Annotated in this window: 17 protein-coding genes; 5 read left to right on the top strand and 12 right to left on the bottom strand. The window is 45.2% G+C overall.

Annotated features, from left to right (window positions below; all coding sequences use genetic code 11):
- Positions 1-53: 53 nt before the first annotated feature.
- The 8 genes from BUB28_RS06755 to BUB28_RS06720 all read right to left on the bottom strand — a co-directional run bounded on the left by BUB28_RS06755 (position 54) and on the right by BUB28_RS06720 (position 14,794).
- Entirely contained in the window at positions 54-512 is a 459-nt protein-coding gene (locus BUB28_RS06755) for a GNAT family N-acetyltransferase (protein WP_072950074.1), read from the bottom strand.
- Between the two features lie 288 nt (positions 513-800).
- Complete coding sequence (rpoC, locus tag BUB28_RS06750) at positions 801-4,523, bottom strand: DNA-directed RNA polymerase subunit beta' (RefSeq protein WP_072950073.1); 3,723 nt, start codon at positions 4,521-4,523, stop codon at positions 801-803.
- A 79-nt stretch (positions 4,524-4,602) separates the two neighbouring features.
- Complete coding sequence (rpoB, locus tag BUB28_RS06745) at positions 4,603-8,532, bottom strand: DNA-directed RNA polymerase subunit beta (RefSeq protein WP_072950071.1); 3,930 nt, start codon at positions 8,530-8,532, stop codon at positions 4,603-4,605.
- A 360-nt stretch (positions 8,533-8,892) separates the two neighbouring features.
- Positions 8,893-9,963, bottom strand: a complete 1,071-nt coding sequence (locus BUB28_RS06740) for a TraB/GumN family protein (protein ID WP_072950352.1) — start codon at positions 9,961-9,963, stop codon at positions 8,893-8,895.
- A gap of 28 nt (positions 9,964-9,991) precedes the next feature.
- A complete protein-coding gene (locus BUB28_RS06735) occupies positions 9,992-10,660 on the bottom strand; it encodes a FadR/GntR family transcriptional regulator (RefSeq protein ID WP_072950069.1) in 669 nt (222 codons plus the stop codon).
- A 375-nt stretch (positions 10,661-11,035) separates the two neighbouring features.
- Positions 11,036-12,001 carry a PPK2 family polyphosphate kinase gene (locus tag BUB28_RS06730; RefSeq protein ID WP_072950068.1) on the bottom strand — a complete coding sequence of 322 codons (966 nt, stop codon included), beginning with the start codon at positions 11,999-12,001 and terminating at the stop codon, positions 11,036-11,038.
- 52 nt (positions 12,002-12,053) lie between these two features.
- Entirely contained in the window at positions 12,054-13,034 is a 981-nt protein-coding gene (locus tag BUB28_RS06725) for a DUF4003 family protein (protein WP_072950067.1), read from the bottom strand.
- A gap of 335 nt (positions 13,035-13,369) precedes the next feature.
- Positions 13,370-14,794, bottom strand: coding sequence for a glycoside hydrolase family 16 protein (locus tag BUB28_RS06720; protein WP_072950065.1), 1,425 nt, complete (start codon positions 14,792-14,794; stop codon positions 13,370-13,372).
- A 285-nt stretch (positions 14,795-15,079) separates the two neighbouring features.
- On the opposite strand from BUB28_RS06720, the gene BUB28_RS06715 reads away from it, so the two are divergent.
- The 3 genes from BUB28_RS06715 to BUB28_RS06705 all read left to right on the top strand — a co-directional run bounded on the left by BUB28_RS06715 (position 15,080) and on the right by BUB28_RS06705 (position 19,485).
- Entirely contained in the window at positions 15,080-15,727 is a 648-nt protein-coding gene (locus tag BUB28_RS06715) for an META domain-containing protein (RefSeq protein ID WP_072950064.1), read from the top strand.
- A 61-nt stretch (positions 15,728-15,788) separates the two neighbouring features.
- Positions 15,789-16,589, top strand: coding sequence for a TrmH family RNA methyltransferase (locus BUB28_RS06710; RefSeq protein ID WP_072950062.1), 801 nt, complete (start codon positions 15,789-15,791; stop codon positions 16,587-16,589).
- Positions 16,590-16,734: 145 nt separating this feature from the next.
- Positions 16,735-19,485 carry a DUF6055 domain-containing protein gene (locus tag BUB28_RS06705; protein ID WP_072950060.1) on the top strand — a complete coding sequence of 917 codons (2,751 nt, stop codon included), beginning with the start codon at positions 16,735-16,737 and terminating at the stop codon, positions 19,483-19,485.
- Positions 19,486-19,561: 76 nt separating this feature from the next.
- Here the strand turns inward: BUB28_RS06705 and BUB28_RS06700 are convergent, their stop codons facing one another.
- Complete coding sequence (locus tag BUB28_RS06700; RefSeq protein ID WP_072950059.1) at positions 19,562-21,307, bottom strand: sensor histidine kinase; 1,746 nt, start codon at positions 21,305-21,307, stop codon at positions 19,562-19,564.
- Positions 21,308-21,312: 5 nt separating this feature from the next.
- Positions 21,313-21,990, bottom strand: a complete 678-nt coding sequence (locus BUB28_RS06695; protein WP_072950057.1) for a response regulator transcription factor — start codon at positions 21,988-21,990, stop codon at positions 21,313-21,315.
- A 292-nt stretch (positions 21,991-22,282) separates the two neighbouring features.
- Here BUB28_RS06695 and BUB28_RS06690 point away from each other — a divergent pair, with 292 nt between their 5' ends.
- Complete coding sequence (locus tag BUB28_RS06690; RefSeq protein WP_072950056.1) at positions 22,283-22,519, top strand: hypothetical protein; 237 nt, start codon at positions 22,283-22,285, stop codon at positions 22,517-22,519.
- 579 nt (positions 22,520-23,098) lie between these two features.
- Here the strand turns inward: BUB28_RS06690 and BUB28_RS06685 are convergent.
- A complete protein-coding gene (locus BUB28_RS06685; protein ID WP_072950054.1) occupies positions 23,099-24,619 on the bottom strand; it encodes a hypothetical protein in 1,521 nt (506 codons plus the stop codon).
- Positions 24,620-24,623: 4 nt separating this feature from the next.
- Positions 24,624-24,866 (bottom strand): hypothetical protein, encoded by a 243-nt coding sequence (locus BUB28_RS06680; protein ID WP_072950052.1) that lies wholly within the window; start codon positions 24,864-24,866, stop codon positions 24,624-24,626.
- A 313-nt stretch (positions 24,867-25,179) separates the two neighbouring features.
- On the opposite strand from BUB28_RS06680, the gene BUB28_RS06675 reads away from it, so the two are divergent.
- On the top strand, positions 25,180-25,908 hold the full coding sequence (locus BUB28_RS06675; protein WP_072950049.1) for an ABC transporter ATP-binding protein: 729 nt from the start codon (positions 25,180-25,182) through the stop codon (positions 25,906-25,908).
- The last annotated feature ends 12 nt before the right edge of the window (positions 25,909-25,920 follow it).

Here is a 25,920-nt window from a genome sequence, read left to right as displayed (position 1 = left end):
TTATATCAACGATGTGGGTGACTACCTACAGGCTAACGGCTAAGGGCTAAGGGCTATTTAGCGTAATTTACGATAGTCATTCTCTCGTTAATGACCTCAGTCTCACCTGTCTGACGATAGCCCATTTTTTCGTAGAGGCAGCAATTCCCGTCCTCCTGCAAAATAGTACCAAGAGCCCAGTTTTCCCTGCCGTGAAGCGCCTCAACAGCCCTGATAGCCTGCTGAGCATAGCCCTTTCCGCGGAACTGTTTCATTATAAATATTGGAGAGATACGCTTACGGCTGCCGTCCTTCATATCGACCACACGGATAGCTCCCACGGCTGTCTCGCCGTCCATTATAAAGTAATAATATGTAAAGGACTGCCGAAGTCTCTCCTCAACACGGCTCATAGGCTCATTTGCAGGGCTTATATCGTAGTCCTGATACTTTTCAAGGAGCTCCGAAAAGGCTTCAACCTGCATTTTCCAGAGCTTTTCGCACTCCTCCGCGCCGATTCTTTTCAATTCCATAGCAAACCTCCTATGTACTTATCCTACAAACTGAGCTGTATCAATTTATGCAAAACGCAGATTTACAGAAAAATTTTTTCAATAATCAATGGTTTCCCATTGATTTTTCCCTTTTTTCAGCCCTATTATAGAAAGCAGCGTGGCGCTGCACCCTTGCCACGTTGTCGCTCGTAAACTCGCTCACTCTTTCCAAAATCGTTAATTGTACTTCGCTTACGGCACACTTAATTCCGAATTCCGCATTAAAAATAAGTCTCCCGAAGCCTTGAGACCTCGGGAGAATAAATGTTATATCTGATTAGCCATAGGAGCAGCAGTATTGTGCTCGCCGTAGCCTTCGTTCTTAACGACCTCAACGTTTCTGTAGCACTCCATACCTGTACCGGCAGGGATGAGCTTACCGATGATAACGTTCTCCTTGAGTCCGAGGAGTCGGTCGCTCTTACCTCTGATAGCAGCATCAGTGAGAGCCTTTGTAGTCTCCTGGAATGAAGCTGCTGACATGAAGCTGTCTGAATTTGAAGATGCCTTAGTGATACCCTGAAGAACAGGACTTGTCTTAACAAGCTGTACGTCGTACTCGCCTGCGTCGATACGAGCCTGAAGCTCTTCATTGATAATGTCGATCTCCTTGCTGTCAACAAGAGTACCCGGAAGCAGATAGCTGCTGCCAGTCTCCTCTACCTTGATCTTGCGGAGCATCTGACGAACGATAACTTCGATATGCTTATCGTTGATATCAACACCCTGTAAACGGTAAACCTTCTGAACTTCATTGATGATGTAGTTCTGAACAGCCTGTGTACCGAGGATATTAAGGATATCAGCAGGGTAGATATTACCTTCGGTAAGTCTTGTACCCTTTTCTATAGTCTCGCCTTCCTGAACTCTGATCTTGAGGTTATATGGGATCATGTAGCTCTCAGACTCGCCTGTCTCGTCATTTGAAACGATGATATTTCTTGTAGTCTTGATCTCTTCGATGTGTATCTTACCTGAAATTCTGGAAAGGATAGCAGCACCCTTAGGACGTCTGCTCTCGAAAAGTTCTTCAACTCGTGGAAGACCCTGTGTGATATCTTCAGCATCGGCAGAAGCAACACCACCGGTATGGAAGGTTCTCATGGTAAGCTGTGTACCAGGCTCACCGATAGACTGAGCAGCGATAACGCCGACAGCTTCACCGACTGAAACGATATTATTGAATGCAAGGTTAGCACCGTAGCACTTAGCACAAACGCCGGTTCTTGACTTACAGGTGAGTACAGAGCGGATCTTGATCCTCTCAACGCCTGAGTCAATGATCTTCTTAGCGTCTGCATCATTGATGAGCTTGTTGCGTGAAACGATAAGCTCACCTGACTCGTCGCGGAGATCCTCAGCAAGGAATCTGCCGACAAGACGCTCATCGAACGGCTCAACGACTTCGTTGCCGTTCTTGATCTCGAATACCTCGATACCTTCTGTAGTACCGCAGTCCTCCTCACGAATGATAACGTCCTGAGAAACGTCAACAAGACGACGTGTAAGGTAACCTGAGTCAGCGGTACGGAGAGCGGTATCAGCAAGACCCTTTCTCGCACCACGAGAAGCGATAAAGTACTCCAAGATGTTAAGACCTTCACGGTAGTTAGCTCTGATCGGGATCTCGATAACGGTACCTGAGGTATTGGCGATAAGTCCACGCATACCTGCAAGCTGACGGATCTGTGAGATAGAACCACGGGCACCGGAGTCAGCCATCATCCAGATAGGATTGTATCTGTCGAAGTTCTCTTTAAGCTTCTTAGTAACCTCGTCTGTAGTATTTGTCCACAGAGCGATGATCTTCTTTGTTTTCTCCTGCTCGGAGATATAACCGTACTCATACTCGGAAGTGATCTGAGCGACCTCTTCATCAGCCTGAGCAAGTATCTCCTTCTTCTGAGGAGGAATTGTAGCGTCACAAACAGCAACAGTAAGAGCTGCTCTTGTTGAATACTTATAACCGAGAGCCTTGATACGGTCAAGAACTTCGGAAGTAGTTGTTGTGCCGTGTATCTTTATACAACGCTCGATGATATCTGAAAGCTGCTTCTTGCCAACAAGGAAAGCAACCTCGAGATCGAACTGCTTATCAGAATTTGTTCTGTCAACATAGCCAAGGTTCTGAGGGATATTCTCATTGAAGATAAGTCTTCCCACAGTAGCGTCAATGATCTTTGAAACCTTCTTGTCGCCGATATCCTTGGTGATCTTTACCTTGATATTAGCGTGGAGGGATACATCGTGCTCATTGTAAGCCATGAGAGCCTCGTTCACATCGCGGAATACCTTGCCCTCACCGGGTTCACCCGGCTTATCCATTGTCAGGTAGTAAGAACCGAGTACCATATCCTGTGAAGGAACGGCAACAGGCTTACCGTCTGACGGTTTGAGCAGGTTATTAGCAGCAAGCATAAGGAATCTTGCTTCTGCCTGAGCCTCAGCTGAAAGAGGAAGATGTACAGCCATCTGGTCGCCGTCGAAGTCAGCGTTGAACGCAGAGCATACCAGTGGGTGGAGCTTGATAGCACGACCCTCAACGAGGATAGGCTCGAATGCCTGGATACCAAGTCTATGGAGCGTGGGGGCACGGTTGAGCATTACAGGGTGATCCTTGATAACGTCCTCAAGTGCGTCCCAAACCTTATTGTCAGCGCGCTCGATGAGCTTTCTTGCGCTCTTTATATTAGCGATAGCCTTTTTGTCAACCAGTCTCTTCAGTACGAAAGGCTTGAAGAGTTCGAGAGCCATTTCCTTAGGAAGACCGCACTGATACATTTTCAGCTCAGGTCCTACGACGATAACCGAACGTCCTGAGTAGTCAACACGCTTACCGAGGAGGTTCTGACGGAAACGTCCCTGCTTACCTTTAAGCATATCTGAAAGTGACTTGAGAGCACGATTGCTTGGACCTGTAACAGGTCTGCCGTGTCTGCCGTTGTCGATAAGAGCGTCAACAGCTTCCTGAAGCATACGCTTCTCGTTTCTTACGATGATGTCAGGAGCGTCAAGCTCTAACATTCTCTTCAGACGGTTGTTTCTGTTGATAACTCTTCTGTAGAGGTCGTTAAGGTCTGATGTAGCGTAACGACCGCCGTCCAGCATTATCATAGGACGGATATCAGGCGGGATAACAGGAACAACGCTGAGTATCATCCACTCAGGCTTGTTTCCTGAGAGGCGGAATGCCTCGATTATCTGTAATCTCTTGAGGAGCTTGACCTTCTTCTGTCCGCTTGGAAGTCCTACCAGTTCAGCCTTGAGGTCGTCTGCAACGATCTCGAGATTGTTTCTCCAGTCGATGTCCTCCAGCTCTCTGAACTTCTGGCACTCCTCGCACTCACACTCTGTAGGCTTGTTGAAGCACTCGATCTTCTTGCCGCCGAGAGAAACCTTACCCATTTCGATAAGTCTCTGCTTGTGAGTGTCGTATCTTGCAGGGTCGTACTCATTGAGGAGCTTTCTGATAGCCTCTGCACCCATTTCAGCCTTGAAGTCATCTCCGTACTTTTCGAGGTATGAGAGATACTCCTTCTCTGAGAGGAGCTGCTTCTTGATAAGCTCTGTGTTACCCGGATCGGTAACGATATATTTTGTGAAGTAGAGAACTTCCTCCAGTCTCTTCTGAGAAACCTCAAGCACCTGACCTATTCTTGAAGGTGTGCCCTTGAAGTACCAGATATGAGAAACAGGAGCAGCCAGCTCTATGTGACCCATTCTCTCTCTTCTTACTCTTGCTCTTGTGACCTCAACACCGCAGCGGTCACAGATCTTGCCCTTAAAGCGTATCTTCTTGAACTTTCCGCAGTGACACTCCCAGTCCTTTGTAGGTCCGAATATCCTTTCACAGAAAAGGCCGTCACGCTCAGGCTTCTGAGTTCTGTAATTTATAGTTTCAGGTCTTTCAACCGCACCGTAAGACCAGCTTCTGATCTGTTCAGGCGAAGCAAGACCGATCTTTATTGATTCAAAAGTTGTAAATTCCATGCTACCTCCTGCAAATTTACATCGTTACGCGGACTGCGGCATTATAAGCCGCGCCGCGGATCATATTTTCGGATTTATATTAGTCCTCGTCGGAGGGATCGTCGATATCGAAGCTGTCGAAGAGATCTCCTTCCTCTTCATCATCGCCGAAGCCGAAGTCATCGTCGTCCTCGCCCTCATCGAAGCTGAACTCATCGTCCTTGTCAACGCCGTCGAAGTCATCATCAAGATCGCCGTTCTCGTCGTCCTCAAAGCCGAAGCCTGCGTCTTCCATATCGCTGTCTGAGTAGCTTGTGCTGTCAGCAGTATCCTCATCAGAGAATGACTCGCGTGAAGGCATCGGATCTTCGTCGTCGAAGTTCTGCTTGAGGTCGATCTCTTCCTGATTGATATCAAGAACCTTGACATCGAGACAGAGCGACTGCATTTCCTTGATAAGTACCTTGAATGACTCAGGGATACCAGGTGTAGGAACGTTCTGACCCTTTACGATAGCCTCATATGTGTTTACACGTCCGATAGTATCGTCAGACTTGACAGTAAGGATCTCCTGGAGAGTATAAGCAGCACCGTAAGCTTCGAGTGCCCAAACTTCCATTTCTCCGAAACGCTGTCCGCCGAACTGAGCTTTACCGCCCAGAGGCTGCTGTGTAACGAGAGCATACGGACCGACTGAACGTGCGTGGATCTTATCATCAACGAGGTGGTGGAGCTTGAGGTAGTACATATAGCCCACAGTTACGCGGTTATCGAACTTTTCACCTGTACGTCCGTCATAGAGTGTGAATTTACAATCCTCAGTGAATTCGAGAGCATTAGGATTGATTACCTTATCCATAGCCTTGAGCTCGAACATATCGTCCTTGTGCTCCTGAGCGTGCTCATTAGCCATCTTGAAGCATTCACGGATATCGCCTTCGTGTGCGCCGTCGAATACAGGAGTCATGATGTGCCAGCCAAGAGCCTTACAAGCCATACCGAGGTGTACTTCAAGTACCTGTCCGATGTTCATTCGTGAAGGAACGCCGAGAGGATTGAGCACGATGTCGAGAGGTGTACCGTCCGGAAGGAATGGCATATCCTCCTCAGGGAGTATACGTGAAACGACACCCTTGTTACCGTGACGACCGGCCATCTTATCGCCGACAGTGATCTTACGCTTCTGAGCGATATAGCATACAACACGCATATTTACGCCTGCTGAAAGCTCGTCACAGTTATCGCGTGTGAATACCTTGACATCAACGATGACACCTGATTCACCGTGAGGTACTTTAAGTGAATTATCGCGGACTTCTCTTGCCTTCTCACCGAAGATAGCACGGAGGAGTCTTTCCTCGGCTGTAAGTTCTGTTTCACCCTTAGGTGTAACCTTACCAACGAGGATATCGCCTGAATTAACTTCCGAACCGATGCGTATGATACCGTTCTCGTCAAGATTTGCAAGAGCATCATCGCCCACATTCGGGATATCTCTTGTGATCTCTTCGGGTCCGAGCTTTGTATCACGGCACTCGATCTCGTATTCTTCTATATGAACTGATGTGAATACATCTTCTCTTACAAGGCGCTCGTTAAGGAGAACAGCGTCCTCGTAGTTGTAACCTTCCCATGTCATGAAGCCGATGAGAGCATTCTTACCGAGTGAGATCTCTCCGTCAGCGGTAGCAGGACCGTCTGCAAGCACCTGTCCCTTCTTTACCTGCTCGCCTGCAAGTACGATAGGTCTCTGGTTTACACAGGTACCCTGGTTTGAACGCTTGAACTTGATAAGCTCATACTTGTGCTCAACACCGTCTGTATCAACCATAGTGATCTTGTCTGCATCAACATAGGTGATCTTTCCGTCATAGTCTGATACTACGCATACACCGGAGTCAACAGCAGCCTTGTACTCCATACCTGTACCAACGAAAGGACGCTCTGTCTTGAGGAGCGGAACAGCCTGACGCTGCATGTTTGAACCCATGAGGGCACGGTTAGCGTCATCGTTTTCGAGGAACGGGATCATTGAGGTAGCGACTGAAACGACCATCTTAGGAGAAACGTCCATGTAGTCAACGTTTTCTCTCGGGCACTCGAGGATCTGCTCACGGTAACGTGCATTAACACGGGGTCTTGCAAGCTTTCCGTCGTCTGTGAGAGGCTCGTTAGCCTGAGCAACTACGAAGTTATCCTCCATATCGGCAGTCATGTAAACTACTTCGTTTGTAACAACTCCTGTAGTCTTGTCTACCTTTCTGTAAGGAGCCTCGATAAAGCCGTATTCATTTATTCTTGCAAATGTAGCCAGATAGGAGATAAGTCCGATGTTAGGACCTTCAGGGGTCTCAATAGGACACATTCTTCCGTAATGGCTGTAGTGAACGTCACGAACCTCAAATCCTGCACGGTCTCTTGAAAGACCACCGGGTCCGAGAGCTGAAAGACGTCTCTTATGAGTAAGCTCAGCAAGAGGGTTGTTCTGATCCATGAACTGTGAAAGTGGTGAGGAGCAGAAGAACTCCTTCATAGCTGAAGAAATAGGTCTGATATTGATAAGAGTCTGTGGAGTAAGGGTATTAACGTCCTGAGTCTGGAGGTTCATTCTCTCACGGATACCGCGCTCCATTCTTGTATAACCGATGCGGAACTGGTTCTGGAGAAGCTCACCTACGGAACGGATACGTCTGTTGCCCAGGTGGTCGATATCGTCAACAGTACCAACACCCTCGCAGAGGTTGAGGAAGTAGCTGATAGAAGCCTTGATATCGTCAAGAGTGATGTACTTTGGAGAAAGCTCGTCTGCCTTCTTCTTTACAGTCTCTTCAAGCTCGTCTGCATCAGCGGCATTGTCGATGATGTCCTTGAGGACATTGAAGGATACCTTCTCGTTGATGCCGTACTTCTCGGCATCAAAGTCAACATAGCCCTTGATGTCTACCATACCGTTACCGATTACCTTTACGGTCTTTTCAACCATGCGGATAGAAGTCTCTCCGCGGTCGTCGGTGTAGTATTCCTTGGCTTCAACAGTTACGAATGCGCTGTAAACACCTGCCTGCTCGATCTCGCAAGCCTTGTCGTAGGTAAGAGTCTCACCTGCGTCTGCGAGGATCTCGCCTGTCATCTCGTTGATGATAGGCTCTGCAAGAGTTCTGCCCGAAAGTCTTGAAGCAATACCCAGCTTCTTGTTGTACTTGTAGCGTCCGAAACGGCAGAGATCGTATCTCTTAGCCTCAAAGAAGAGGTTATTGAGATGGCTAACTGCACTTTCTACCGTAGGAGGCTCGCCCGGACGGAGCTTCTTGTATACGTCGATAAGGGCATCTGAGCGGTTCTTTGTCTGATCCTTCTGGAGGATAGTCTGTCTCAGGCGCTCGTCATCGCCGAATATCTCGAATATCTCCTCATCTGTACCCTCCTCGCCGAGAGCTCTGATGAAGGTAGTGAGCGGTATTTTTCTGTTTTTATCTATACGAACGTAAACTACGTCGTTTGAATCCTGTTCATACTCCAGCCAAGCACCGCGGTTAGGGATTATCTGTGAGCTGAAGAGGTCTTTACCTGTCTTATCCTTTGTGAAGGAGTAGTAAACACCGGGTGAACGAACGAGCTGTGATACGATAACACGCTCGGCACCGTTGATAACGAAGGTACCGCTGTCGGTCATGAGCGGGAAGTCACCCATATAGATCTCACTCTCGCTGACAGCACCCGTTTCCTTGTTTGCAAGTGTAGCGGTTGCTCTCATAGCGACCTGATAGGTAGCTCCTCTTGATTTACATTCTGCGAGAGAATACTTGGGAGTGTCGTCAAATCGGTAATCCTTGAAGTTGAGGACAAGATTGCCGTTATAGTCTGTGATAGCGGTCATCTCGCGGAATACCTCGCGCAGACCCTCTTCCTTGAACCACTTATACGAGTTCTTCTGTACCTCGATAAGGTTCGGCATCTCCAGAGGCTCGGTAATCTTACCGAAGCTCATTCTGACATTCTTTCCCAGCTGCTTAGGTGTAACATTCACCATAGGCGGAACCTCCTTGTATTTTTTTACCTCCGCCGACTGCGTCCAGCGCGTGAGCGGAAGATATTTTTGTTTGTTATCGTATCCTATGAAAAAATTTTTCGCCAAAACTATTGACAAGGCTGTGCATTATGTGCTATAATATCTTGCAAAATAGCGAGACTATTCCATATTGATACATTATTACATTATAATACAGTTCCTGTCCAATGTCAAGGGACTATGAAAAGATTTATCGAAAGCACCTGATTTCACAAAAAACAGGTGCTTTTTTTGTGCATTTTTGTCTTTTGAGCGACTTATTTTTATCCGAAAAAAAATAAAGACTGAGAAGCTTCGGAAAGTTCTCAGTCTTTTCTTTTATCATGCAGCTACTCTTTCAACTGTGTAGCCCTTGTCCTTGAGGATATCATCAACACCCTTATCGCCTGCGAAGTGGGCACTTCCTACCATGAAGAAGTACTTATCGCCGTTTTTGAGGTATTCCTCAGCCTTTTCAGCCATGCCCTTGTTGCGCTTGTAAAGGATAACGTCCATATAGTCCGCATAATCGTCCTCAAGATCCTCGGGGAGATTCTCTTCATCGTCCTCCTCGTCAAGCTTGTCAATATCGCCCGAAGCCCATGCGTTATAGAGCTCGGCAAATTCCTTTGTATAGCCTGTCGGATCATCTGCTTTGTCGATAGTCTCGGTTATCATGTAATCCGAAAGATCGTCTGAAAGAGAGGTTATAACGCTTGCCTGGATATCAATATTTTCGATATCAACTACCTTTTTGCCGTCCTCGGTAGCCATAGCTATGAACTTTGAGTCAACGCCGTTTTCGTCGATATTTCCAATGCTCAAAATACTTAAAGACTCGATCTGCGTAGCCCAGAAGCCTGCGGTATACGTCTCAAACATGGGATTATACATACCCTTTGCCGAAAGGAAGTTCTTCATCTTTTCATAGGTCTCCTCAGAAATGTGATCCTTTACGGTAGTTCCATCGGTATAGACCATTTTGCTGTAGAACTCCTGAAGCTGGCTCATATCCGACATGAGGCTGTTAATGTTTATTTCAACAGCTACGCCGTCGCATTTGTTATAAACGTCCATTACATAGTCGGGAAGCGGGAAGGTATTTTCTGTGACCACATGAACAGTTCCCATCATATAGAGCTCATTGCCCGTTGCAGGGTCAGTTACCTTCCACATGGCAGGAGTAACATCTGTTACGGATATATAATCGTTGATGTCTGTCTCTTCATCGTTATCGTCAGCTGTTGCCTGCTCCGATGTTATTTCAGCAGCTTCTGTAGTCTGCTCCTCAGTCTGTGCAGCTGTGGTAACTTCCTGCTCCTTTGAGCCTTCATCTTTTTTCTTTCCGCATGAAAATGCGCCGACAGCGCAAATTAAAGCCGCTGCGGCTGCTATAATACGTTTAGTTTTCATAAATATAATAAAATCCTTTCGCTTTTTCTCAAAAGCCATTCTCTATAATATCATAGTGTGAATCTATAGCCTTCAGGCAGAATTCTGTATCGCCCGTGATAATTCCCTGGACCATTTTCTCATGGCTCTCCTGAAGCAGCATCTGTATACTATGATCGGCAGTTATCAGGAAATTGTCTATCCACCTCATATACACCTCGGATACAGCGTTCATAAAGGTTATCCAGAAGCTGTTTTCGGTAGCATAAATAAGCGAATAGTGAAAATCCCTGTCCGCAATGGAGTTCTCGCTTGTGCCCTCTGATTCCTTCAGTCTGTTGAGAGCCGCAACTATATTGAGCTTGTTCTCATTGCTGCAGCCTCTGCCTATAAGATAGCTGCACACAGTTTTCTCCATGCTTCTTCTGAAAGAACATATCTCTTCTTTTGATGTCCTGTTCATAAGCAGCATTACGTCCATAGCCTTAGCGATAGACTCTGATATATTGTCGGTCAGATAATTTCCCGAGCCCTGTTTTCCGTTGACAATCCCAAGTATTTCAAGACCTCTGAGTGCCTCTCTGACAGTGTTTCTGCTGATACCGAGTTTTTCCGAGATACTTCGTTCAGTAGGCAGCTTGTCCCCTACCTGGAGCATTCCGCCTCTGATAAGGTCAAGTATATAGTCAATTGTCTTGCGGTATTCACTGTTCCCCATAGCTCCTCCTCATATAATAAAATAATAATGGTATATAAAAATTATACCATATCTTTTTCTGCAAGTCAACAGCATATCGTAAAATATTTCACGATCCCCTTGATATCAACCTATCCGCATAAAAGTATATATGTATTGCACCAAAGGAATTTTTCACGGATAAGCATATGCTATACCGAGACATATATACTTTTAATATGAGCAGTTTATCAAATACTCCCATTCGTCGAACGGATACCCATATAACAGCTTTGCACCATCTAAAGCCCCATTTAAAAAAAGAGGTTCGGGGAAAGCCTTTATTCAGAAAGGTTTCCCCCGATAAACAGTATAAACTTCTATATTGGCATCATAGTCAGTGCAGGAGCACAAATATTATTTTTTACTCTTTTTCTTTGTCTTTTTTTCGGATTTTGCGGACTTTTTATCTTCCTTTTCCGACTTTTTATCTGTTTTTCCGTCTTCGTACTCTGCCATAGCCTCGGTGAGTATCTTCCTGCAATCGTCAAGCTTTGCCTTTTCCTCAGCAGGAAGCTCGGGATATTCAGGCTTGCAAGCCTTCAGTGCGTCAAGAAGTATCTCTGTAACAAGATATCTCGTATACCACCTCTGGTCGCCCGGAAGTACGTACCACGGCGACTCCTTCGTGGAAGTCTTATTTATAACATCGTTGAAGCATTTAAGGTAAGCGTCGTATTTATCCCTTACTTTAAGGTCATCGGCGCGGAATTTCCAGTTTTTCTCGGGCAGTTCGATACGCTCCAGAAGCTGACCTGTCTGCTCCTCCTTTGATACATGGAGGAATATCTTGACAACACGGTAGCTGTTTTCATAGAGATACTTCTCGAAATTGTTCACCTGCTCGTAGCGCTTCTCGAAAAAGTCCTTCTTTGTATCATCGAGGACTCTGTCCGACATATGATAGCCCTTCCATATATCCTCAGCCTGTACGGTAACAAGGTCCTCGTAATGGCTTCGGTTGAATATGGCTATCTCGCCTCTGCGGGGAATATTCTGATGTATCCTCCAGAGATAATCGTGAGCGAGCTCCTCGGAAGTAGGAGCCTTGTAATAATGCACCTTTACTCCCTGCGGATTGATACCGCTGAAAACATTCTTTATAGTCGAGTCCTTGCCCGAAGCGTCCAGCGCCTGTATAACAACGATAAGGCCTTCTCTTGCATCAGCATAGAACTTGTCCTGAAGAGCCGCCAGCTCCAGCTTGTTTTCCTCGTATTTTCTGATTATCTCTTCCTTATCAACACCGTCATCTTTGCTGTTGGTAGGAAGCTTGCGTATATCCGTTTTTTTACTGCCGATAATGTACTTATCCGCCTTCATTTTTTATGACCTCCGTTCATTTATAGGATAATCGCGTTTTATACTGCATATATTATAATTCAGGCACAACAGGTGCAACGGTCATCATACTGTACACCATAAATGAGTACAGAGCCGCCTGACCTGCCGCCATAAGCACACGTTTTTTCAGTTCATCATTTATATTGATATCTCTTGCATAAGCAGTTGTCAGAAGCATAAAGGCGTGGCACACAGGCTCGTCACCGTCAAAGCCCGAAAGGTCGAAAACAGCCTTGTGCTGAGACAGAAATACTTCAATATCGCTGAGGTCGCCTATTATCTCACTGCTGCCAAAATCAGCTATGGACATAGCCGCCAGCATTGCAAGCTCATAACGCTTGCCGTACTTCTTTCCCTTTTTGAGCATACTGTCATAGAGCTCCTTGAACTTAGCGCACTTTTCCTCGGGAACGCCGTCAGACATTGCAAGGACCTGCGATACAGACTGCATACTGTTCTTGGCATCGCTGTGCTTGAGGAGCTTATAGCTTGCTTCCATATCCTCTATGAGACTGTCGTCGGACTTCTCCGAAAATGACAGCATAACAGCAAAGGCGATATTTTCCTTTGTGGTAAGGATACGGTGCTCTCTCTTCATTCTGTCGAATATCTGCCTTCCGCGTCTTATATATTCCTCAGCCCTTTCGGCAGGGACTATCTTTGCAAACAGCATTGACAGAAGAGCAAGATGCTCCGAATTCGTGAAGTATTTCCGCATTATGTCGTAACATTCAAGATACTGCTGCATTTCGCCTCTCGGGTCGTCACTTACGGACATAAGCGAGGCTATCAGCGGACGTACTGTACTGCGGAAGCTGGAAAGCATCTTAGGGCTTGCCTTGATAAGTGACATACTGGATTTGAATTTTGCGAGATCGAATTCCGCATCAGCTGCGCAGAATACACTTGCGCATACAGGATAAAGTATATCGCGCTCAAGCGGGCACAGATCGGTAAAAAGTCCGAGATTGAGCAGATACTTGTCGCAGAGTTTCGTGAGAAGCTCCTTCATGGCGCACCTCCTTAGCATTTCATCTCAAAATTAATATATCAGAATATCATAAAAGTGTCAAACCACTTTTTGTGCTCATTTTGTATAACAGATACGAACCATGTCATTTTCTGCCAATGCACAGATCACAAAATTGGCATTCCTGACAGTGTTTACAACAGATATTTCGTCCATTATAAAACTAATTTGCATCTATATAAAAATATTATATCACATTTCTCAAACAATTTCAACCAAAAAAATATAAAAAAAACATTTTTTTCGTACAAAAGCTATGATGAGCGTAAAAGAAAGAGCTGTGCGTCATCTGCAACAGCTCTTTCTGATTTTTCTTCTCAATCCCATGAGATATCGGATATCGTTACCGTATGTGCTCCTATTGCCGCAGCATCGTCGATATTTCCCAGCTGGAACTTTATATCAGCCTTCATATCAGCGGGGAACGTTACGTCAAAGCTGTAGTGTTTCTTTTCGGGAGTAAGTATCAGTTTTTCGTCAAGATATCGGGTATACGCGCTGTCCTCGGCAGTAAGCACCATACTGCGCTGAGCAGTAGAGCTTATATCAAAGCTTATGGTATGCTTTTCCCCTGCCTTTACCTCTCGTCCGCCGAGAAGTCCCATAACAGCGTACTCCAGAGAGCCTGCGTTCTTGATATCGACTACAGTACAGCCCTCCTTATTGAAAATAGTCGCCTCCGAGCCCTCCATGTAATTATCCAGCGGCAGAGAGCTCATTTCTGTCGGAACAAAGTCAGAACCCGTTTTTTCGTAAACTCTTACGTAATCTATATCGAAGTGCTTTTCGCCGTCCGCAAAGGTATTTGGCTCTGCATAGACGCCGTCGATACCGTCAAAATGTCCGCCCACGGCGAAATTGAGGATAATATAGAAATTCTGGTCAAAAGGCGCAGGATAGCTGAAGCCGTCGGAGCGCCAGTCAGTCTGAGTGCTGTAAAGGTTTCCGTCCACGTACCAGCGTATCTCGCCGCGTTCCCACTCAATGCTGTATGTGTGCCAGTTCTGAGTGCCGTCGCCGTCAGGGAATATGTAATCGTTGGTAAGATAGGTATTATTCGGCCATACACCGCCGAAATGGATAGTTCCGCATATTTTCCCCGGAGTGCTTCCCCAGCCCTCCATGATATCTATTTCGCCCGACGAAGCCCAGCCGCCGTAGACGCTTTCCTCGGGCAGCATCCATATCGCAGGCCACAGGGATTTTCCAGAGTCGCATCTTGCCCTTACCTCTATTTTTCCGCCGCAGGTGGAGAACTTATGAGCCGTATTGATACGCGCAGAGGTATAATCGTAAGCTCCCTGCACCTCATCAACATAGCTTTCCTTTCTTGCGGCAATGGTAAGGATACCGTCTTTGACTGTAGTATTTTTATCGGTATAAAACTCCTGCTCGTTGTTGCCCCAGCCGTTGGTAACGTAGTTGCCGTTGTCGTCCAGCTTCCAGTTGCCAAGCTCGTATGACCACTTGCTCATATCAAGGGTACTGCCGCTGAATTCATCGCTCCAGATGAGCTTATAGCCGTCCTCGGGGATTACTTCAACGCCGTTTCCGAGAAGAAAGCCGCCGAGATTTTTCAGCTCAGCCGCAGAAGCTCCGCTTTTCCTCGCACTTACCATATCAAATATATCAACAACGCTGTCATTATTATAGTCCATGATGACCGCACCGTCGGCACAGACCGATACGGGTAAAACTGCTGCAAAGACCAGCGCAGCCGCCAATGCTTTGATAGACTTCATATATACCGCCTCCTGTTTTCGCAGATAGTTGCATTTACGCCATAATTCTATCATTTATAGCAGGCTGTGTCAAGCATTGACGCTGTTTTTATGTGCAAATGAAACATTTTTTTAATATAGCAGAGCGTTTTTTAATTGCAATTCGGCGACTTTTCAGTTTTTTACTTGAATTTAAAAAAACACCATGATATAATGTAGATTGATATGCGGCAATATATGCTTGTATAAAGCTCGCTTAAAGTGAACGTTATTACATATTAAGATATAATTACGGAGGGTATGTATATGAAAAGAATAATTTCATCTATCGCAGTATGTTCATTAGCTGTTTGTGCTTTCGCTTCATGCGGAAACAGCAGTTCATCAAGTAAGGACATATCAGGCAAATGGTCTATCGACGACCTTGACAACAATTCAGGCATCAAAAACGGCGGTATTATTTTCAAGGACGGAAAGGGCTCTGTTTACGCAGACAGCTCATCTATCCTTCACTTTGAAGACGACGGCTTCAATGTAAGCGGTACAACTCTTTCCAAGGAATACTTCAAGGAAGACGGAAAGAAATTAACAATAGACGTATCAGGTCAGGAAATGATCGTTATGACCAAGCTCGATGACAAGGACGGCTACGACGGAAAGTATTCACTTGACGGCGGTCTCCTTTACGACGGCATCAAGCAGGGAATAACCAAGGGCAGCGATGAAGTGCCCGATTCTATCAATATCACTCTTGAATTCGACGGCGACCACAGTGAATTCGTTTTCAACGACCTCTTCGATTACAAGACAAAGGGCGACAAGATAACAATAACAGGCTATTCCGCTATCATGGATCTCTCAAGCGACGGCGGTACTGCAAAGTATAAGATAGACGGCGACAAGCTTACAATCAAGGGTTCAAAGAAGTCAGAGACCTTCACAAAAGTAAAATAAAATACACACAGAAAGCTGCCTTAATGGCAGCTTTTCTTGATTATGCCCAAAGGAGTACGCTATGGCAAATATTATCGAAATATCCGACCTTTCCGCTCCCGAGCTCATGCCCTACACGGACACCTCCGAAAAAGAGCTTGAAGCTTCGGGAATTTTCGTGGCTGAAAGCCCTAACGTTATAAAAACTGCTTTAAATTCAGGTTATACCCCGATTTCTGTTCTTTGCGAACGTAAATATATTAATATACAACCAAACAATATTATTGAACTATGTGAAGATATTCCTGTGTATACTGCTGCATCGCAGGTGCTTACAGCTCTTACAGGATATAAGCTCACTCAGGGCGTATTATGCGCTATGCGCCGCAAACCTCTCCCCGATGCCGCAGGCATACTCAAAAATGCCGAGAGGATAGCCGTGCTTGAGGATATAATGAACCAGACTAACATCGGTGCAATATTCCGCTCGGCTGCGGCACTCGGCTTCGATGCTGTGCTGCTTACTCCCTCATGCAGTGACCCTCTTTTCCGCCGCTCCATACGTGTGAGCATGGGAACTGTTTTCCAGCTCCCGTGGGCATATCTCGACAGCAAGCCGCCATACTATATCAAGGTATTGGAGGAGTACGGCTTTGCTTCTGCCGCAATGGCACTGAGAAACGACACGGTAAGTATAGATGACCCGAAGCTCACCTCTGAAAAGAAGCTTGCGGTCATTCTCGGAACAGAAGGAAGCGGTCTGAAAGCAGAAACTATCTCTGCCTGTGACTATACGATAAAGATACCTATGCAGAACGGTGTAGACTCGTTAAACGTTGCAGCAGCCAGTGCTCTCGCCTTCTGGGAACTGCGCAAAAAGTGATAATCTTCACATTCCGGAAAAAAAATTGAAATAATCTGTACAAAAACTATTGAATTTTTCTATAACTTGTGGTATAATATGGTTGTAAGTTTATCGGAGAACGGTAAACGCCTCCCCGTTTTCCGCGAAAAAAGGAGGAATTCAAATGGTCTTTAAAAGGCTGCTGGCTGCGGCTGCCTCCTTCCTTTTGGTCGGAAGCACTGTCAGGTTCCCGAGCACCACTGTTGTGGCAGCAGGAACCGGAGAAGAAGAGTATCTGTGCCGAGATTACCACGACTTCTCAGGCGACCAGCACTACATGGACAAGTACAACACTGCAACTTCCCAACATTTCCAGATCATCTGGGGCAATGACGATCAGACAGGTCTAATCAATGACACGTTCATCAAGCTCAACCTCGATCAACTTGAAAAATACCGCGAAATCTATACAACAGAGCTTGGCATGAATGACTCCTCTGAATCCGTTTTCACCCCCGACGGGAAAAAGTACAAGACCAACATTTATCTTACAAGAACGGGACTTCCCGATTTCGAGGAGGGCTGGGCATACATGAGTGCCGAACCATTCACAGGATTTGCCTACATTTTCTGTGATCCTGCTGCAATGACGCAGTTGGACGGTACTGATTCAGCATCTCTCCCTCACGAATACGGACACGTTCTTACCTATCACTCAAAAGGCTGGACCGACCAGACTATCACAGGTCCTTGGTGGGAAGCAGTCGCAAACTGGTTCAAGGAACAATATTTTGATTCCCTTGAAACTCCTACAACACATTTTTTCCTTCCCTATCTCAGAAATATGAATCTAACAATCCCCCACGGAAGAATGTACTATGAGGCGTGGATATTCCTCCAGTATCTTTCCGAAAATCCCGACAATTTTGACGCTCTGGGCAAGGACTTCATCATGAGGCTTCAGACCGAAGCAAAACCCAATGAATACCCGTTCGATACTATCGAAAGAATTTCAGGCTGTGATATGAAAGATCTTATCGGTAGTTTCGCAAAACACATGGCTACCCTCGATTTCAAGCATAAGGAGCTGTATAACGAAGCCCTCAGCAAATCCCTCGAAGATCCCTTCGTATGGCAGCTCATATACACTCAGCCCGAACCTGCTCCCGATAAGGAGAATTGCTACATAGTTCCCGAAGAAAAGGCTCCTATGCAGACAGGTCTGAATGTTATCCCCCTCAATATCGAAGGAAGACGTGTGTCTGTCACACTCCGCGGCATCTCAGACGCTGAAGAAGCCGACTGGCGTGCTTGTCTCGTTACGGAAAAAAAGGACGGAACGACCTACTATTCTTCCCTTTTCTCAGAAGGTACCAAGACTATAGCCCTCGACGGCACAGAGACTGCTCTTTACCTTACTGTAGCAGCTACACCTGATGAAATAATACCTAATAATCTGTACGACAAGGCCGAAAACGGCGACGAATACTCATACAATAAAAGTGACTACAAGCGCAGATATCCCTACGAATTTGACATCAAGGGAGCTTCTCCCATGTACCGCGATATCAAGAAAAGCATTGAAGGTCACAACCACCCCAACGGCGGCGGCTTTGTTGCCGATACTGTAGAGATAGATGATACCGTTTACGTCGGACAGGACGCAATGGTACTCGGAAACTCTGTCATCAGAGACAAGGTCGTAATTACAGACCACGCCGTAGTTAACAACGCCGAGATCAGTGATAACGCAAGAATAAGCGATTATGCCTGCGTTTACGGATTTTGGTGGGCAACACCAACTATCAGCGGAAACGCTAAGATCGGCGAGAATGCCGTTGTAACAGCAGGTGCTTCTGTTTCGGGGAATGCCCGTGTAATGGGCAATGCCTACCTCCTCGATGAATACTCCGTTACCGATAACGCTACCGTAAAGGGTACTGCTTATTGCTACGGAAAGGGAGTTGCCTCAGGTGAAGCTATTCTCGACGGCGATTTTTACAACGAATGCTCTGTTTCCCACGGCGCAGCCTTCGGCTGGCAGGAATCAGAGGAATACAACAAAAAGCTCCCTTACACTGACGGCCTCTACGCAGGCTATGAGTTTGACCGCAACAGCAACGTATTTGCCTACGATACATACGGTGCTACAAACGGCATAATCAGAAATGCACCTCTCTGGCAGGAGAAACGTGCAAGTGCAGACGGAGTTATAACCTTTAACGGTACAAATCAGTACATCATCTGCGATAAAACTCTTGTAGACTACAAGAACATGGAGATATGCACTTCCATACTCTGGCGCGGCGGAAAAGCGGATCAGCGAGTATTTGACTTTGGTAACGGTACTTCAATGTACTTCACACCGGCAAATAAAAACGGCAGACCCGAATTCGGCATCGGCGACTCAAAAATAACATCAAGGACAGAATTTGAACAGGGCAAATGGTATATCGTTCGCGTTATTATCAGCGATAATACTGCAAAGCTCCTGATAAACGGACAAGTTATCGGAAGCACAAAGATAACCACCCTGCCCGAGCAGACATTCAGTCCGCTCACACGCTGCTATATAGCACGCAGCCATGCAGGCGATTACTTCAATGGTTCTATGGATTATTTCCGTGTATATTTCCACGAAGCAGAGCAACCCGAATACTACTACACAGGCAAAGAGATAATCTTCGACGAGCCTACACTTTTAGGCGACGCAAACTGCGACGGCATCGTTGACGACGACGATGTAAGCCTTATAATGAGAGCTGTTGCATTTCCTTCAAGCTACGGCGTAAACGGCAGCAATCCCTCACATATCACTGTACAGGGACTTTCAAACGCTGATGTTTACGAACCTGGCGGCGGACTTACAAATCAGGACGCGCGTTCCATAAGCAGGTTTATTGAAGGTGTTATCAAATCATTGCCTGAAAGCTGATACATACCAAACAACTTATAGAGGTATTATATAAGATCAAGGGAGACCTTCTAAAAATGGGTCTCCCTTGATCTTTTTACATCTTTATTTCTGCTGTGAATTTTTTGTCCTTGCAGCTCAGCTTCAGTGTGAAGCCGTTCTGAACTGCGGCTGCCTCTGCAATGGAGAGTCCAAGACCGCTGCTGCTCTTGTCGCTTCTGGCTTTATCCCCCTTGACAAATGGCATTTTCAGTTCCTTTGTGTCCACATTTTCTGCGACCTCGTTAACAATTACGAACTCTTTATTGCTTACGTTAATTCGTATTGCTCCGTCATCGCGGGTGTACTTAACTGCATTTGAGATAAGGTTGTCAATTGCAAGCGAAAGGGAGTCCTCATTGGCATTTACCGTACCTTCGCCCGTTATGCCGAGTCCCATACCGCGCTCCTCAAGGGCAGTCCTGTACTTCTCTGCACACTTTTCCGCAAGTACTTTTATATCGACTTTCGTTTTGTCCAGTTTCTTTGTCTGTTCGGTCTCGCTGAGTTTCAGAGTCTTGCGTATGATATCGTCGGTATATGCCACATTGTCCATTATGGAGCTTAAATACCTAAGCTCCTTTTCATCGGAGCTTTCCCTGCGCATCTCCATAAGGTTCTCAGCATAACCGCCTATTACCGCAAGAGGAGTTTTCAGGTCGTGGGCAAGGTTATTTGTGAGAGCACGCTGATAGTCCTCAAATGCGTACTGAGCCTTATTTTTCGCGTTTCTGATAAGACATATCACAAGAGCGATAAGAGTTGAGATGATAAATACAATAGCTATTATAAGCCAGTATTTTATTACAGCGTACTTGTTCATAACATTGATACGTGTCACGCTTACACAGCCTTTTGCACCGTATTTGTTTTCGTTAAGCTCATTATTTATCGAATAAAAGTCATAGACATTGTCGCCTCTTCCCGTCATTCCGCCAAAGCCTTCATTTTTGGGATTTTTCACTTTGTAGATATCATATATTTCATCGAATCTTTCGGGATTTACGCCCCATAAGCCTAAAAAACTGCCTCTGGGATAGGAGTCGGGTTCATTTCTGTCAGCAAATGTCAAAAGCTCATAGCCTTTTTCGTCTGCATTTATAACTACATCTTTTGTCCCGATAGCTTTTTCGTTTCCCTCATATTCATTATCAGAAACCCTTGTTATAACGCTGTATTTATACTTCTTTACGGTCATTTCGTGAGGTATTATCCGGTTGGTCTCTCTGTTAAGATACAGGCTTTTCATATAGAACTCATAGCCGATATCATTTTCCTCAACGTCCTTGAAGAACTGAGAAAACAGCTCGTTCATTTCGGGGATATCAATCTCCTGTGGGTCATAACAGCAATATCTCCTTAAATCGGGATCATTGCTTTCTCTTATGATTATCCACAGTCTTGCCCTGTTTGAAAAAATGATATCGCCGTTTTCGTCATAAGCCCACTTTGCACTTGCACTTTTAGGGTCATCATAGGTTGTAGCCATTACGTACTGACCTGCACCTGTATTGAAGAATATCCCGTCTGTGGAAATGGCCCTATAAGAACTTAAACAAAGTCCGAATTCAACAGGTCTGTTCATTTCATCATCAGTTTTTGAGCCATTCTCTATTCTATGGACCAAGTTATTGTAATCTGTATTGTTCTGTTTTTCAGCCTGTGCCTGTATATAGCCGTGTCCGAGGGAAAATATATTAAATCCCACGAACATTGTAATAAGTATAGGCAGTATCATTGCGACTGCAAACATTTTCCAGAAGTTCGTGCGCTTGGGCTTGCCCTTAAATAGTCTTTTCCTCATTTCGTTCACTCCTTTGTAAGCTTATACCCCCGTCCCACAAGTGTCTTTATCTGCGAGCCTGCGTTTCCGAGAGCCTTTCTCAGTTTTTTTATATGATTGTCCACTACGCGGTCGCTGCCGAAATAGTCATAGCCCCATATCCTGTCAAGGAGAGTATCGCGGGTAACAGCCCAGTTCTCATGCTCCAAAAGATAGCGGAGTATTGCGAATTCCTTTGGCGGAAGCTCCACCTCGTTCCCGTCGGCAAAGCATCGGAGAGTCCTCGGGTCAAGGCTTATGCCGCCGCAGCTCAGTACTTTATTGCTGTCACCGTTTCCCGAACGGCGTACAAGTGCCTCGCATTTGCTGTACAGAGCCGAAAGCAGAAAGGGCTTGACGATATAGTCGTCGCAGCCAAGGTCGTAGCCGTAGAGGATATCCTCCTCCCTGCCCCTTGCAGTTATAAATATAACAGGTACATCGCTCCTCATGCGGAGCTGTCTGCACAGCGTAAAGCCGTCTGTTTCGGGAAGCATAATATCAAGCAGTATAAGCTCATATCCGCTGATATCATCGTTCCTGATGATGTCAAAGGCTTCACCGCCGCTGTTGACAGCAACAACCTCTGTTCCCTTATTATTGAAGTAGTTTGCGATGACCTCGCATATTTCGGTATCGTCCTCGATAAGCAGAATTTTTTTCATAAGCCGCGCGCTCCTTATTACTTTACCTGTATTATAAAACCCCGATGTGTCTTTTGTATATCCTTTTCGTAGCTTTTATGTACCCTTTCATTATATACGCACCATGCAAAACTGTCAAATCCTGCTCATATCTCCTCCCCATTGCGTTCATAAAGAGCAAAAAACGATAAATGTATAACATTTCGGGCAAAAAATGTCTTGTATTGGCTGTTTATTTGTAATATAATAATGTCAGAAAGCTTCGGAGGCTTTCTATACGCGGATATTATAAGATATAAAAGAGGGAACATTTATGTCTTATCTAACGGCACCGCGCTGCAAAACAGCTGTCGGTCCTCTGGCTGTCCATGTGCAGAGATACCGTACAGTACAGAGCGTAAAACGCAGTTATAAGCTTTCAGGCAGAGAAGCATCGGACCTCAGCGGTAAAGCAGACCTGAAAAACATTCCGTTGAATGGGAGAGCACAGGTCTGTATTTCGGCACTTTTTACCGTTTTATTATTTGAGATCGAAGCATACAGCTTATGAAAAACTTCCTGCAATACACGTTATTATCAATAATTACAGCAATAGCTTTGATACACACCCTTCCCTAAATCCACCCTATTCCGTACTAAAAAACATACCAAAAGACCGCTGAGCTTCGGGCAGCAGCATTATCTATGATGCATATGTCTGCTTGATGGATTCAGCGATCAGGGAATAGGCGGTTTATGCTGCTGTAAGCTGTTTTGAATAAACCGCAGCGATTCTTTGCGGCAGAAAACCTCGGAATTGCCTTATGTCATTTGAACAAACCACTATCAACAGTTACAGGACATGATATAAAAGGTGATATAAATGATGACGGCAGTTTTGATGTATTCAAGAAAGCTTTGATAAATGCCGTATGAGGGATATCAGAAATAAGGCGTCTGATACCGTCGGCAATGGAAAGAGCGAGATAACTGTTCTCTTGCTCTTTTCAAACTTCGTACAGAGAAGCGCTTCGCCTTCTCATCTTAACACACGCTTGACCCACCTCTCTGAATAATAGATAAGAAAGCCCCTATATGACCGAGGGGGCTTTCTTATTTGTGCGGCTCCCGCTAACGTAAGCTTATTTTTTTATCCTCTGTACTTTATGTACATGGAATTCGGCTGTATATCCGTATCGACTGTTATGACATTTATACCGCTGTACGTGGGTACTGTGATATGTGTATCCGCAAACGATACGGTATCCCCTGCTCCGAGGAAGGAGTCTCCCAGATCAATTGCAACGGTCCGTGACTGAGTACCGCTGCTTATCGTTATGGGCAGAGTAACATTGTACTTCTCCCATGCCGAATATCCAGCCATATCTTCGGGCGAAACACCTGTTGTCGCAAATGCTTCTGCTTCAACATCACTGTCAACTATCATAAATCTGAAATAAGGAGGGTAATCATAAGTTATGGCATTATACCAAGCTCTGTGAAATAAACCAACTTTTGTATCCTCAGACAAGGTAAACGTAAATTCTCTATGATAATAGTTAGGGAAGGGGGCTCCTGCACTTTGAGCTTTGTATTTTACTGTACCTGCTTCAAAAATATCGGTTTTAGGTATGATAGCGGTGTTGTCCTCTGACAAAAGAGTAAACCATTCAGTCAGATTTGTACCGTCCCAATCCCAGTTATCCGCAGTACAACCAGTATAGGACTGAAATCCTATATCATAGCCTGTTGAACTGCCTACATACCACCTGTTATTACCCCAAACGTCAATCATAAGTTTATATGTGCCTGCTTTTAAATCAGCAAATGACTCACAATATTCGTATTCAATAGGACGCATATCAAACGGAAGAGATATCTCGTATTCTTTAGTACGGCGATGCGAACAAGTTAATTCAACCCACTGTTCTGTGTCTTTTACAAACGTTCCGTTTTCTGGGATTGATTTACCTCCAACCGCGACAAATCGAGGCGTTATGGTTCCGGGGGCACTATAAGTATTTACAACAAATTGAATATCATTATATGCTGAATTAAACAATCTTACCGAGTAAGTTGTATTAGGCTTCAGCGAGAAATAATCGGAACAACATCGTATAGATAATGATACAGTAGTAGCCATTGACTGAGAATATCCCAATTCCCTTACTCTGACCCCAGATTCTTCGTCCATATAATATCCTTGATTTATAGTGCCACTATATAAGTTTGTATCAGCATCGTAAGCTGTTGGGATTATATCACCCTCAACAAGCATTATATCTCCTATTTGGGAAGATGCTGAAATATCACTATTATCAGAATGTCGTATAGTCAAAGAACCTTTGATTATATTATCACCTGTTGTGAATGTAATGCCTTGATGGGCTGTAGACTCTGTATACCAACCAGAATCAGTCTCTATCGTTCCAACTGCACCATTTGGGATAGGGGCAGTCTTTTGTTTGAGTTTGTTTTTGCCGACTTTTCCTGCTCCGCCTGCCGAGCCTGTTATGCTCCAGTCAAGGAGCGATGCGCCGTCAGAGCGGAAATGGAACGGAAAAGTGTGGGTAAGCTCTCGTTCCCCGAAATTCATTTTACGTGAAAGCATAAGTGCTTTCACGTTTTCGGGGACTGCTCCCTTGTTTGCAAATAATATCTCTTTTAGCATAGTATCATTCTCCGTCCGTTGGGTCATAAGCTTCACCTGTTGCCTGATTTACCCATTTTCCGTCGCCGCCGAAGCCGTAAAGGTCTCCTGTGCTTATCTCCCATGCAATAGTACCCTGTGAGATTATCCTGCCTTCGACTCCGTTTGCCTGCGGAAGCTCGGTCTTTACATCAACTGCAAGCTCTGCAATGACAAGTGATCTTTCACCGTCAAAACTTCTGAATTTTTCTTTTAATATTGTAAGCATAAACTTACCTCCTGATTTTTTGTTTTTTGAAAGGTCCTTTCATAAGGGGGCAAAAAAACCCGTTTTTTCAACGGAAAACCATTGATTATTGAAAATATTTTTTTATTTTAATTATTTGCAGGCTGTGCAATTCAGCTCATACGCCCCTGTTTTTAGCCTTTTAGCGGCTTTTGCATCTGTTCAGTGCAATATATCAGGTGCAGTTATTGATTTTTTTTATAATACGTGGTATAATTGATAATGTAATAACAATGCATGATAAATCCTTCGGGCTTTTTTTCTGCCCGAGCTTATAAAGAATGGAGTTCTGAAAATGCTTGAACTTAAAAATGTTTCATTCAGTGCTGATGATAACGGCTCGAATATCGAGATAATAAGAGATATCTCTCATGTTATCGAGGATAATAAATTTGTAGTCATAACTGGTCCTAACGGCGGCGGCAAATCTACCCTCGCAAAGCTTATTGCAGGTATCCAGAAAAATACAGGCGGTCAGATAATCTTTGACGGTGTTGATCTCACCGAAAAGAGCATCACGGAACGCGCCCGTCTTGGTATCGGTTTTGCATTTCAGCAGCCTGTACGCTTCAAGGGGCTCACTGTTATCGACCTGCTCAGGATCGCCGCAGGAAAGCCTCTTTCCGTTTCCGATGCCTGCAACTATCTCTCCGAGGTCGGACTCTGCGCAAAGGACTATATCGACCGTGAGATAAATGCCTCACTTTCGGGCGGCGAGCTTAAACGTATTGAAATAGCTACTGTTCTTGCCCGCGATGTTAAGCTGGCTATATTTGACGAGCCTGAGGCAGGAATAGACCTCTGGAGCTTCAATAACCTTATCCGTATCTTTGAGAAAATGCGTCAGGAACGCCACGGCAGAACTATCCTGGTCATCTCTCATCAGGAACGTATCCTCAATATCGCTGACGAGATAATCGTTATTTCCGACGGTAATATTGTAAAGCACGGTGATAAGGATACTATCCTTCCCGAGATCACAGGCACGGAAAGCGCAACAAATATCTGCCATAAAATGGCGTAAGGAGGCACGAAC

Origin of the sequence: Ruminococcus flavefaciens, from assembly GCF_900143025.1 — a bacterium.
Taxonomy (GTDB): domain Bacteria; phylum Bacillota; class Clostridia; order Oscillospirales; family Ruminococcaceae; genus Ruminococcus; species Ruminococcus flavefaciens_I.
This window is presented reverse-complemented; position numbering and strand designations above follow the sequence as displayed.